This is a genomic window from Actibacterium pelagium, assembly GCF_002285415.1.
Classification (GTDB): domain Bacteria; phylum Pseudomonadota; class Alphaproteobacteria; order Rhodobacterales; family Rhodobacteraceae; genus Actibacterium_B; species Actibacterium_B pelagium.
In genome coordinates, this window is the sequence record NZ_NSBU01000005.1 from 132002 (window position 1) to 144481 (window position 12480).

A 12480-nucleotide genomic window follows, 5' to 3' on the forward strand; every position below is an offset into this window, starting at 1 on the left:
CAAGAGAATGACAATGAAAAAGCCATACACAGGTATCTGGCCAGTAGCGCCGACGCCGTTTCACAATGATGGGTCGCTTGACCATGAGGGGATGAAGCGGGTCTTGGATTGCTTGATTGATCAGGGCGCGGACGGGATCTGCATTCTGGCCAATTTTTCGGAGCAGTTTCTTCTATCAGACGCCGAGCGCGAGGTTCTGACGCGTCTTTCGCTGGAACATATCGCGGGTAGGGTGCCTGTGATCGTGACCATCAGCCATTACGCCACCCGGATCGTGGTTGAGCGAGCACAGTTTGCCAAGGAATTGGGCGCGGACATTGTGATGATGATGCCGCCCTATCACGGTGCGCTTCTGAAAGGCACTGGCCAGCAGACCTATGAACAATTCGCCGCTGTTGGTGAGGTGGGTATCCCGATCATGGTACAGGACGCGCCTTTGTCGGGTGTCGATCTGCCTGTGCCGCTTCTGGTGAAGATGGCGCAAGAGATCGAGATGGTGAAGCTGTTCAAGATCGAATGCCCGCGTGCCGCCAACAAACTGCGTGATCTTATCGCAGAAGGTGGCGATGCCATTGAGGCGCCCTTCGACGGCGAAGAGGCGATCACACTTCTGGCTGATTTGGACGCCGGTGCCACGGGGTCGATGACCTCGGGCATGATCGTCGACCAGATCAAACCGGTGCTGACACATTATCACGCGGGCCGCATCGACGACGCGACCGCCGCCTATGGCCGAGTGGCCATGGCCATCAATCACGAGAACCGCCAATGCGGCTGGCAGTCCTGTAAGGCGGCTATGGTCGAAGGTGGCGTGATCAAATCCGATTTCTGTCGCCACCCGATCCCGCCGCTGCACCCGGCGATCCGGTCGCGGCTGATTGACCTTTTGAAACCTCTGGACCCGGTGGTCCTGTCTTGGGGAAAGTAAATGATCCTTGGAAAAAATTTGATTGATGGCGCGTGGTTGGGCTCTGAAGAGGCGCATGCCTCAGCCGATCTGGACGGGCAGACATTTGCACAGGCGTCAGGCGCTCAGGTCGATGACGCTTGCAAAGCCGCGCGCAGGGATTTTCGCGCCTATGGAAATTCCAGCCGCGCGGACCGTGCCGCTTTCCTGAATGCCATCGCTGACGAAATCGATGTTCTGGGCGATGAAATCACTGCCACCGGCATGGCCGAAACCGGCCTGCCCGAGGCCCGCCTTGTGGGAGAGCGTGGCCGGACTACCGGACAGTTGCGCATGTTTGCAGAGCTGATCCAGAGCACCGAGTATCTTGATATCCGCAAAGACAAGGCGCTACCCGATCGGACGCCACTCCCCCGTCCCGATCTGCGCCTGACGCACAAACCCTTAGGCCCAGTTGTTGTGTTTGGTGCGTCGAATTTCCCGCTGGCCTTCTCGACCGCTGGTGGCGACACGGCGTCTGCTTTGGCCGCAGGTTGCCCCGTGATCGTCAAAGGCCACCACGCACATGCAGGAACCGCCGAACTGGTGGCACAAGCGATTGCCAAGGCGACACAAAGCTGCGGTATGCCCAAAGCTACCTTCCAGATGCTGCAGGGATCCGGTCGCAAGGTCGGCTCTGCCCTAATGCAACACCCCGAGATCGCTGCGGTGGGATTTACTGGCTCGCTGGCTGGAGGACGCGCTTTGTACGATCTGTGTCACTCTCGCCCGAACCCAATCCCGTTTTACGGCGAGCTTGGGTCAGTGAACCCTATGTTCTGTCTACCCGAGGCAGTCGCGGCCCGCGGCGCCGAGATTGGTACAGGCTGGGCCGGGTCGCTGACCATGGGGGCAGGGCAGTTCTGCACCAACCCTGGTGTGGCCGTGATGGTGGCAGGCGAGGGCACCATGGCGCTGGAAGAGGCCTGCGCTGTGGCATTGGCCGACGTGCCCGCCCAGAAAATGCTGACTGACGGCATCCATGATGCCTTTGAACAAGGTGTGGGCGACTTCCGTGACCTGATGCAAGAGGTCTCGTCCTGTGGGACGGCGACCACAGCTCGCCACGCTCTGCCCGCGCTGTTCAAGGTCTCGGCAGAAGAGTGGCTGGCCACGCCGAAGTTGCAACACGAAGTGTTCGGCGCCGCAGGGATAATCGTTCTGTGCGACGATGCGGCTGAAATGCAGGCTTTGGCCGACAGGATTGAAGGCCAATTGACCTGCACCCTTCATCTGGACGACGGCGATATAGGTTTGGCTCGCGACCTGTTGCCTGTGCTCGAAGAGAAGGCCGGTCGCATCCTGGCCAACGGCTTCCCCACTGGCGTCGAGGTCTGCTCTGCCATGATGCATGGTGGCCCATACCCGGCATCGACTGACGTCCGCGCAACTTCTGTCGGTACACTTGCCATCAGCCGATGGCTCCGACCCGTTAGTTATCAAAACCTTCCCGACGGACTATTGCCGAACGAGTTGAGAGGGTAAGAAATTCGGTCGAATTCTTGCCGGTTCAACTTGCACGGTTCTTGTTCACCAAGTGTCTGAGCCGGATTTATGAAGTCAGTGCGTCGCGGAGTTTATGGCTTGGTTCTAGCTTAAAGAGAGTGCAGCTAAAAAGGCAGACGCGAAGTGTCTCCCAAATCGGCGGGTCATCATCAGCGTGTCGGGGGGCAAGTCCCCGCTCCGCCACCATCCTCCACGCCGGTCTGGTTAGAATCCCCGGTCGTTTTTGTTTGGTTACTAAAAGTTTTTTGCAGACGCGTTGATCCGGTTGGTAACGATATGCATCTGGTTATTCGACCGTTTCACCACGTGTTCGTGCTTTCGTCGGGTCTTGCACCAGAAGCAACACAAGAGCTCCGGTCAAAAGGAAGCAAGCCACCACGACGATTCCAGCCCTTTGATTGCCGGTTGCAAGGATCACAGCACTTACAGCGGCGGGGCCGAATGGAGCGATCGCCCGGCCTGCAAGGGCGTAAAGCCCGAAAAGCTTGGCGCGCTGGTCTTCTGGCGCGAGGCGGGCCATCAGGCTTCGACTGGAAGACTGAACCGGACCGAAGAATAGTGCGAGGATACCGGTTATGCTCCAGAAGAGGATTTTCCCATCAACATTGGCGAGCGTCAGGGAAAGACCGACAATCGCCATGAGAGAAATCAACAAAAGCCGTTTCGCACCAATATGGTCGTCCAGCCAGCCTAGACCAAAGGCGCCCAGACCTGCTGCAAGGTAAACCGTGACCCCGAAGAGCAGTATTTCACTCTCCTCGAAGCCATAATATCCGACCGCGATCAGGGGCCCAAATACAAACAGCGTGTTGACGCCATCGATATAGAGCATGTGCGCCACAAGGAACCATGCAATCGAGGGGGTCCGGCGCAGGCCGCGAATGGTCTGCCACAACTCTTTTAGACCAGATCGGATAATAACTCCCGCAGGCTCATTTCTCGATCTTTCGGGTGGGCCGAAAAAGACCAGTGGAGCGGCAAACAAAAGAAACCAAAGGGCTGTGAAGAGCGCTGTCGCGCGAAGTGGTTCTTGCGCATCTAGATCTAGTCCGAAAAGCGGGGGATCTGGTTGGATGAAAAGAAGCATGACCACGCCAAGCGCTGCCAATGATCCAAGGTAACCAGCCCCCCAGCCGAAACCGGAAATTCGACCGAGTGTCTCTTCGGATGCGACACGCGGCAAGATCGCGTTGTAGAAGACATAGGCGAGCTCAAAGGCCGCATTTGCGATCGCGAGCAAGAACAGCGCCAACAACGCGGACTCCGGTGCAGGCATGACATTCCACATCGCGGCTGTCGCAAGGATGGCGACGAATGACGCAAGCCCAAGCCAAGGCCGCCGACGCCCACTGCGATCAGCGAAGGATCCAAATACGGGGCTAAGAAAGGCAACAATGATGGCCGAGGCAGAAATGGCGAAACCCCATTGTGCTTCACCCGAGATTGCATCTTCGGCGACATGGCTCAGAAAATAGGGGGCAAATACGAAAGAGAGAATGACAGCGGGGAAGCTTGAGTTCCCCCAGTCATACATGCACCAGAAAACGATATGGCGAAGTCGGGTCGGTTTCTTGGGGGCCTTTGATGACATCAAGCATCTCCATGACTTCGAAGGTCCGCGCCATTGTCTGCAGCAAGATCCAGCAGTTTCTGGCGCAGCTTGTTGGCAATAAATTGCTCGTCACTTTCCGAGCTCTTACTGCCTTGCTTAAATTCCTTAGGGTCAATTGGGCTCCCAAAGATGATGCGGACTGCCTTGGGGCGGGGGATACGCCGCTCGCGGGGGAGTGCCTCGAAGGTTCCTTTTATGATTACGGGAACTACGGGTACTTCGGATCGGGCAATGATGTGGCCAACTCCAACATGAAAAGGCAGAAGCTTACCATCTGGGGACAGCAGACCTTCTGGAAACCAGACCTGCACCATTCCACGGTTCAGCGCCTCGACTGCAATATCAATCGCGATCATCGGGGCTTCCTGATCCACAGGGAACATTCCGACCGAACGTGCAACCGCGCGCCGGAATCCTGTGCCAAATGCCGCTCCTCGCGATCCGCTCCACATAGTCCGGTGCCTGATCGAACTGGGCAGTGAGGCGGCCAAAACCAAGGCATCAAGGTCGCTTACATGGTTCGGGCAGATCAGGAACGGCGCATCACCCAGTTTCGAAAGGTTTTCACGACCCTCGGACCGCACACGAAAATAAACCCGCATTATCAGAGAATTGCAGAGATAGAGCAGCCAACCCAGGGCAGTCTCTGACCGGCTGCGTTGGGAAAGCCACTTCTCCACCGCTGCAGTACTGTCTGCTTGGGTGAAGGTATCGTCGGGCCCTGCTTCCAAGCGTTCTGCCACGACTGTGAACATGTCCCGGATCGTCGCGATTTTGGCGATATCCAGAAGCGAAAGACGGACTCCAGTCGACTTTTCTATCTCTAGTGACAAGTTCATCCAGCCAAAGGAGTCGAGGCCGAGTTCGTAGCTGACGTAGCCATCCAGACTTAGATCAGAGTCAGGAAACTCTTGCTGCAAGATTTTCCATAGGCTCTTCTGCGGTTCTTCCGCGATCCACGACTTGTCTTCAGGAGAAAGTGCTGTGGCTTTGGCTTCTTGGCCTGAAAGAAGATCGTCGTAGATCTTTGGCAGCATGAAACGTCGCAGCTTAAGCAACCGTGTTCGGGGAAGGGGTTCGCGTGACAACACGAAACCACTCAGCCTCCATGTGCTTGGCAGAGATTTCGCCGCCGAAGCCACGGCAATTGAGACAATTTCCTCGGGATTGATCAGCTTGCGTCTGGCGATCTCTGCCATGTCAGGGACGATCACGGCGACAAGAGTCCCGTCCTTTTCCAACACGCCGATTTCGGCAATGACGGGATCGGTGAGAAACTTGGCTTCCACGTCTTCCGGGAAGATGTTGTCACCGCCTGACAAGACGATAACCTCTTTGATCCGACCGGTTACAAAAAGAAAACCGTCGTCATCCATGCGCCCCAGATCGCCAGTCCGGAAGTATCCGTCATCTGTAAATGAGCTGGTATTTGCGTCCGGGTTGTTGATGTAGCCAGAGAAAACAACGGGACCACTAACCAGAATCTCACCGATACCCTCCGAGTTTGGATTGTCGATCCTCACGCTGCATCCTTCCACCGCACGACCAGTGGACCCAAGTCTTTTCCCGCCCAAAGGTGCGGTTACAGACGCTGATGTTTCGGCGAGCCCATATCCGCCGCGGACATCCCAACCCAAGGCTTCCATTTCTGCTTCAATGGATGGTTTCAGATGGGCGCCGCCAGAAACGACCATTCGAAGCTCGGCCGCGATCATTCGACGAATAGGTGCGAGCAGGAGGGAACCAATTGCCCCGCCCGACAGCCGCTTCAGTCTGATGGCTGTACCAAGCAAGCTTTCGTAGACTTGAACTGCCAGTGGGCTAATCCCGCGTAGACGAATTCGGATGGCATCCAGAAGTGCTTCGTACAGTCTGGGAACACCAATAAGGATCGTCGGCCTCGTAAGTTTCAAGGCCTCTGCGAGATGAGGACCTGTTGGGCTTTCTGGTAGGACGAGAGCCGCGCCCAAAGTCAGGCAGGGAAGAGTTGCGGAAATCCAAGGAAAGACGTGATGCATGGGTAGTGGCATAAGTATCCTGTCACGATCTGAGAACTCTCCACTTTCGCTCATGACGGCCACGTTCCAGCCTATGTTCTGCAAACTCAGGTGAAACTTCTTTGGCTTTCCAGTTGTGCCGGAAGTTCGAAATAAAGCGATCGGCATGTCCGCAGTTAAGGCGACATCGGGTATTGGCCGTTTGGAAGGCTCTACTGTTTCCAGCAAGATTGTAGGTGTATTTTGCCCGAGTGCTTGCACTGTTGCCTCGGCCACAAATGTGGTGGAGACGTTTGAGTCTTCGATCTGCTGTCGGGCTTCTTCAGCGGAAAGCATCGCATCAATGGGTGCCAGTATGACGCCGAGCAGGTGACAGGCAATTCCAGCCGAGACCCATGCCGCGGAATTCGGCGCCCAAATTGCAACCGTGTCTCCTCGACCGATATCGGCATCGGTCAACCTTGCGGCTGCCCCACGGATCAAGTCAGCGAGCTCTACACCAGAGTACTCCTTCACAACGCCGCTTGCGACGGCCTTGATCGTCGGCTGTTCTCCCATTCTGTCCAACTGTCCGAGCAGGTCGGTTGGAGTCCAGCGAAGCTGGTGATCGAATGCTCTTTCAGGATGCATGTCATAACTCCCAAAAAGCGCAGAATGGTCCAATTCTGGGCATTCCGGGAAAACTGGCGTTGATCTAAGTCAACGACATTACTGGTTCGTGGGCCTCGTTCTTCGCTTTCGGCAGAGAGCGGCAATTGACTCAGGTCATGGCCGGCGTCGCGGTTCTTTCCGCAGAATTCCCTATGAACTTACCTAAGATCATTGTGCGGAGAAGCCTGTAGCGAAGAGGGCCGCTCGCAAAAAGAGGAAGGGAATGGTTGATGCCACATAGTACCCTCAAGCCGATCGATATGCCTCATGATGACCTCGGCAGTTACCAGGGCTTTGACGATGAAATGCGTGCCGCCCTAACTCAACTCGTTGAAGATGCGTATGCCGCTGGGCGCTGGCGTACGCCGGAAGACATTCTATGGAACCCCCGTGACCCGGAGTTCATGGCATATTGGGCGCAAAAGTGCGTGAACCCAATCACGGAACCCATGAAAGGCGCGGGGCTTAAAGAATATTTCGAGCCTTTTCGAAAGGCGCGTTTCGACTTGAAGCCGGCAGGGTTCACCACCGAGACGGAATACCGCTTTAGTGCGGTAGGTGACCTGATGCCTGCCATTCACATTGAAGACTCAAAAGACGGCCTTTACCGGCATGTCGAAGACCTGATTTTTGGTGCCGATTGTGCCTTTGCCAACCTCGAATGCACGATTGCCCCGGGTGAATTACGGAACATTGGGGATTTTGAGGTCGGTGGGACGCCGATCCTCAATGTCACACGGGATCAATTCGAGGTTCTGACTCATCACAAGCAAAGTCGGTTCGACGTACTTCAACTTGCCAACAATCATGTTTTGGATGCTGGCGAAGCTGGGATTTTGGCAAGTTTGGAGGCGATGAAGCAAAGCGGCATTGAACACATTGGTGTGTTCGAAACCGAGGCGCTTGCGAATACACCAAAGGTCTTGGACGTTGGCAGCGTAAAAGTAGGATGGATTGCGCACACCTATTGCGTAAATGAAAAGCCTTTACCCGATGGGAAGCCTTGGATGGTGGACGTCACTCCTTTCCACGTGGAGCGGTCTCCTGACTTGTCGCGACTATTGAGTCAGATTGAGGATGCGCGGCAGGCGGGTTGCGACATTGTGATTGTTTGTCTTCATTGGGGGGCTGAGTGGGAGTTTTACCCGCTTCCTGTTCAGCTAGACTGGGCGCACCAGATCGCCGAGGCAGGCGCTGACGCCATCATCGGAACACATCCCCATGTAATACAGCCCGTCGAAATCTACCGACCAGAAAACGCTCCCTGGAAATCTGTTCCGATCCTATACAGTCTGGGCAATCTCACGCCGACGATGTCCGCGGCCTACACGACCCTCAGTATTGTCGCGAACTTAGCGATTGGTGAAGGTCACCTTGGGGGTGATCCGAAGAAGCTGGTCACGGCTTTGGAGCTTACACCGGTCGCTTTTTTGGGGGAAGAAGTGCAGGGGAAAACGCGGGCGGCATGTGTCCCCCTTCGGGACCTCAAAGGTCATCGGCTAGATAGTGCCATGCAAACCTATGTCGATGAGTTGAGCAGTTTTTCGGATTTAGTTCTCGGAACGGATTGGCGCTAGGCGCTCACTCACTGATTGGGCTCGCGCAGAGCTTACAGTTTTGGATTGCGCCGTTGAGAGTGCCTTTGGCGGGGTGGATGCCGAACTATTTTCGCTATCCCGATTGCCCGCAGCCTCAGGACACAGGCAATCATGGTTTCTGACCAATTCAGGCTAACCTGCCAATAGGGCGGCGTTGCCACCGGCTGCGGTCGTATCAACACACAGATGCCGTTCGTGCATGATGTGGGCTTTGTCGGGCATGGCAGAGATCAGCGGTACGATTGGCCCAGCCCGTCGTGCCAAGGCGCGCGCGTACTCTTCACCACCGCGCCCCCACCAGATCACCCCTTGGATCCGAGCGAGAGTGATCAAAACCTCGGGCGCAAGCGATCCGTTAGTTGTCACAGAGCAACCTCCAAGGTCGCGAACGGCCTTCGCCTGCGCTTCGGCGGCTTCGGGCCCCGGTCCCATACACAGGATCGGTCCACGCGACAGCACGTAGTACGTGTTGGCCTCGCCCGTCGGCCCGGGCAGGGAGCGGCTTGAAACATCAGTGGGGACAGCGGCTTCCTCTACCCGTTGGTTGAGGGTCTTCAGATTCGCTGGTTGCGACCAGTCGCCCGTTTTCGTTGCGGATTGTGGGCGAGCGAACCGAGGCAGGTAAAGCGGGCCACCCGCTTTTGGGCCAGTGCCGGACAGGCCTTCTCCGCCAAAGGGTTGTGATCCGACAACTGCACCAATCTGGTTCCGGTTTACATAGATGTTGCCTGCATGAACGCCGTCCGCAATTTCCTGCACTCGAGAGTCGATCCTCGTGTGCAACCCAAAGGTCAATCCGTAGCCAGAGTTGTTGATATCAGCGATGACCTGATGGATATCGCTGGACTTGAAAGTTGCGACATGCAGGACCGGCCCGAATATCTCGCGATCCAAGTCGGAAATGCCGCTCACAGATATCAAAGTCGGTGCAGCGAAAGTGCCTCGTTCCGGCACGTGCAATCGGTGCAGTACGCGCCCTTCATTTTCTGCCTGGCCGATGTGGTTTTGGATGGTCGCCAGTGCGTCGGTGTCGATCACGGGGCCAATGTCTGTCGATAGATCCCAAGGGTCGCCGATCCGAAGCTCGTCCATGGCGCCTTTGATCATTTCGATCAAGCTGGGGGCGATGTCTTCCTGAACATAGAGGCAACGCAGGGCAGAGCAGCGTTGACCTGCAGATTGGAAGGCTGAAGCAACGATGTCGCGGACCGCTTGTTCCGGCAGCGCAGTGCTGTCGACAATCATCGCGTTCAATCCACCGGTTTCAGCGATAAGCGGTGCTCCGGGAGCTAGGCGTTCAGCCATTGAGGCTTGAATCAACTTTGCTGTTTCGGTCGAGCCGGTGAAGACAACACCTGCGATCCGAGGATCATGGGTCAGGGCTGCTCCCACCGTTTGGCCGGGTCCCGGTAGCAGTTGCAGTGCGGAACGCGGCACGCCTGCCTCGTGCAACAGCCGTACGGCTATTGCGGCAATGACCGGTGTCTGCTCGGCCGGTTTAGCTAAGACACCATTCCCGGCGGCCAGCGCGGCAGAGATTTGCCCAGTAAAAATCGCCAGAGGGAAATTCCACGGGCTGATGGCGGCAAACACGCCGCGGGGCACTGGCCGGTCCCTTTCGGCTTGCGTTGCGTAGTAGCGCAGGAAATCGACTGCCTCGCGTAGCTCTCCAATCGCATCGAGCCATGTCTTGCCTGCTTCTTTCGCAAGCGCAGTGAAGATCGGGCCAAGGTTGGCCTCGTAGAGTTCCGCCGCGTGTCGCAAGACGCGGGCCCTCTCACTCACCGGCGCGTCCCATGTCGATGCATGGGCGATGGCTCGAGAGATGGTTTCCGAGTCCGAAACTGTCACAGCCGCTATCTGATCGCCGGTCGTCGGCGAGTTGACAGCTTCTAGGGCCCCTGTCGCTTGCCCCGCAGTAATTGGCTCCACATCTGGTAGCGCCGTTGGCCGCAGTTGCTTGATACGAGTAACCGTTTCAGCATCACTTAGGTCCGCGCCTTGGGAGTTCTTGCGCTCGTCTTCGAAAATGTCAGCAGGTTTTCGCAAACCCTGCGGGGGGCGGGCGGTTTGAAGCGCGAGAAAAGGGTCCCGCGCAATGTCAGCGGCAGAGACACATTCGTCCACAATTTGGTGTACGAAGCTAGAGTTCGCGCCGTTCTCCAGCAGGCGGCGGACCAAATAGGCCAGCAAGTCCTGATGTTCTCCGACAGGGGCATAGATGCGGCAACGTCCCTTAGTGTCTTTCAGTACGATTTCATGAAGCCGTTCGCCCATGCCATGCAGTCGCTGGAACTCGAACGGACGATCTTTGGCCATAGTCAGGATCGCCGCAACCGTATGTGCATTGTGGGTAGCAAATTGCGGGTAGATGCGGTCGCTATATTCAAAAAGCATCTTCGCATTTGCGATGTAGCTGACATCGGTCGCCGCTTTGGACGTGAACAGGGGGAAGTCCGGGTGGCCTTCGATTTGGGCCAGCTTCATTTCGGTGTCCCAATAGGCGCCTTTGACGAGCCGAACCATGATCCTGCGATCAAGCCGTGTAGCAGTTTCATAAAGCCAATCCAGTACCGATCCGGCTCGCTTGCTGTAGGCCTGTACCACGACGCCGAAGCCATCCCAGCCTTCCAGAGATGGGTCGGACAGGACGGCGTCGATCACTTTCAGGGACAGGACCAAGCGGTCTTGCTCTTCCGCGTCGATGTTAAAACCCATGCCAGCCGCTTTCGCCTGCTGAGCAAGCTGAAGCACAACCGGAACAAGTTCAGCCATGACGCGGTCTTCTTGAGAAACCTCATAGCGCGGGTGTAGCGCCGAAAGCTTGATGGAAATACCGGGGTTTTCGGCGACGGCGTCATTGGTGCAGGCAACGGCGATTGACGCAATAGCGTTGGAATAACTTTGAGCATAGCGTTCGGCGTCGGCCATGGTCATCGCCGCCTCGCCCAGCATGTCATAGCTATAAGTATAGCCGCGCGTTTCCAGATCGCGCGCCCGCTTCAGGGCCGCGTCGATGGTTTCTCCTAGTACAAACTGGCGCCCCATCTCTCGCATGGCCCGCCCTACGGCAGTTCGGATTACCGGTTCTCCGACCCGCTTGATCGCACCGCGCAGCACCCCGGCAACGCCAGGCTTTTCGTCGTCCAAGACACGGCCAGTCAACATCAAAGCCCAAGTAGACGCATTGACCAGCGATGAGGACGCCGCCCCAAGGTGTTTCCCCCAATCAGATGGCGCAATCTTATCTTCGATCAGCACATCGATGGTTTCTGCGTCCGGTACTCTCAGCATAGCCTCGGCCAAACACATCAAGGCCACACCTTCCTGAGTGGACAGTCCGTATTCCGCCAGGAAATACTCCATTAGGCTCGGCTTCACCTCTGACCGGATACGTTCGACCAGATCGGCAGCGTTGCGTGAAATGGAAGCACGCACCTCATCGCTCAATGCTGCAGTTTCAACAAGTTTTGACAGAAGCTCGTTCTCATTCTCAAACTTGGCGGTGGTGCTGAATCTTTGGTCCATGGCTTTGCCTCAGGGGGTGGGTGGGTTCTGTTGCGGCTTTTCATAATTTACGCCTGAAGCGCTGGTCTGTGTGCCTGCAGTTTGCTAAAATGATGGTCGTTTTGGCTAATAATGGGGTTACTTGCAGTCGATGGAGGTAGGTTTGGATGAAATTGATAGGAGAATCCTCAGCGAGCTCACTTCTGACGCCCGGATTTCAATCGTTGAGCTTGCGCGTCGCGTGAACCTGTCCAAAACGCCCGTTGCCGCCCGTGTCCGGCATCTGGAGGAGATTGGCCTGATCACAGGTTATCGCGCGATGCTTTCGCCGATCAAGCTGGGCCTTAGCCACGTAACATTCGTTGAGGTCCGTCTGGATGACACGCGTGAAGCCGCACTTCAGGCCTTCAACGACGCAGTTCGGGCCATCCCAGAGGTCGAAGAATGCTATATGATTGCTGGTGGCTTCGACTATCTTCTGAAGGTCCGATCTCGCACGATTGAGGACTATCGCCGGATCATGGCAGAGTCGCTTTCCGCTTTACCTTATGTGAGTTCTACTTCGACCTATGTCGCCATGGAGGCTGTGGTCGAGGAGAATGCTGTCCACGTTTAAGCTGAGTCGTATCCGCAGGGGCTTATTCCTTAGCTGGTCGTTTCGGG

Annotated in this window: 7 protein-coding genes; 4 read left to right on the forward strand and 3 right to left on the reverse strand. The window is 56.4% G+C overall.

Translation table 11 applies throughout. The features are described 5' to 3' along the window. Positions 1-13: 13 nt before the first annotated feature. Positions 14-928, forward strand: coding sequence for a dihydrodipicolinate synthase family protein (locus CLM58_RS05680; RefSeq protein WP_095594966.1), 915 nt, complete (start codon positions 14-16; stop codon positions 926-928). Next, a complete protein-coding gene (locus CLM58_RS05685) occupies positions 929-2431 on the forward strand; it encodes an aldehyde dehydrogenase (NADP(+)) (protein ID WP_095594967.1) in 1503 nt (500 codons plus the stop codon). Between the two features lie 307 nt (positions 2432-2738). On the opposite strand, the gene CLM58_RS05690 is transcribed toward CLM58_RS05685, so the two are convergent. Together CLM58_RS05690 and CLM58_RS05695 are read right to left on the reverse strand one after the other, a co-directional pair. Next, positions 2739-4043, reverse strand: coding sequence for an MFS transporter (locus tag CLM58_RS05690; protein ID WP_095594968.1), 1305 nt, complete (start codon positions 4041-4043; stop codon positions 2739-2741). After that, on the reverse strand, positions 4043-6724 hold the full coding sequence (locus CLM58_RS05695; RefSeq protein ID WP_158221860.1) for an AMP-binding protein: 2682 nt from the start codon (positions 6722-6724) through the stop codon (positions 4043-4045). Before CLM58_RS05695 ends, CLM58_RS05690 begins: the two co-directional genes overlap by 1 nt. Positions 6725-6942: 218 nt before the next feature. Between CLM58_RS05695 and CLM58_RS05700 the strand changes: the two genes are divergently transcribed. After that, on the forward strand, positions 6943-8289 hold the full coding sequence (locus CLM58_RS05700; RefSeq protein ID WP_095594970.1) for a CapA family protein: 1347 nt from the start codon (positions 6943-6945) through the stop codon (positions 8287-8289). Between the two features lie 153 nt (positions 8290-8442). Here CLM58_RS05700 and putA read toward each other — a convergent pair whose 3' ends face one another. Continuing rightward, positions 8443-11838 (reverse strand): bifunctional proline dehydrogenase/L-glutamate gamma-semialdehyde dehydrogenase PutA, encoded by a 3396-nt coding sequence (gene putA, locus CLM58_RS05705; protein ID WP_095594971.1) that lies wholly within the window; start codon positions 11836-11838, stop codon positions 8443-8445. Between the two features lie 130 nt (positions 11839-11968). Between putA and CLM58_RS05710 the strand changes: the two genes are divergently transcribed. Beyond that, positions 11969-12433, forward strand: coding sequence for an Lrp/AsnC family transcriptional regulator (locus CLM58_RS05710; RefSeq protein WP_095594972.1), 465 nt, complete (start codon positions 11969-11971; stop codon positions 12431-12433). Positions 12434-12480 lie beyond the last annotated feature (47 nt).

Coding starts and splice junctions, on each gene's coding strand:
- CLM58_RS05700 (WP_095594970.1), top strand. CDS start 6,943: ATGCCACATAGTACCCTCAAGCCGATCGATATGCCTCATGATGACCTC.
- CLM58_RS05685 (WP_095594967.1), top strand. CDS start 929: ATGATCCTTGGAAAAAATTTGATTGATGGCGCGTGGTTGGGCTCTGAA.
- CLM58_RS05710 (WP_095594972.1), top strand. CDS start 11,969: ATGGAGGTAGGTTTGGATGAAATTGATAGGAGAATCCTCAGCGAGCTC.
- CLM58_RS05690 (WP_095594968.1), bottom strand. CDS start 4,043: ATGTCATCAAAGGCCCCCAAGAAACCGACCCGACTTCGCCATATCGTT.
- putA (WP_095594971.1), bottom strand. CDS start 11,838: ATGGACCAAAGATTCAGCACCACCGCCAAGTTTGAGAATGAGAACGAG.
- CLM58_RS05680 (WP_095594966.1), top strand. CDS start 14: ATGAAAAAGCCATACACAGGTATCTGGCCAGTAGCGCCGACGCCGTTT.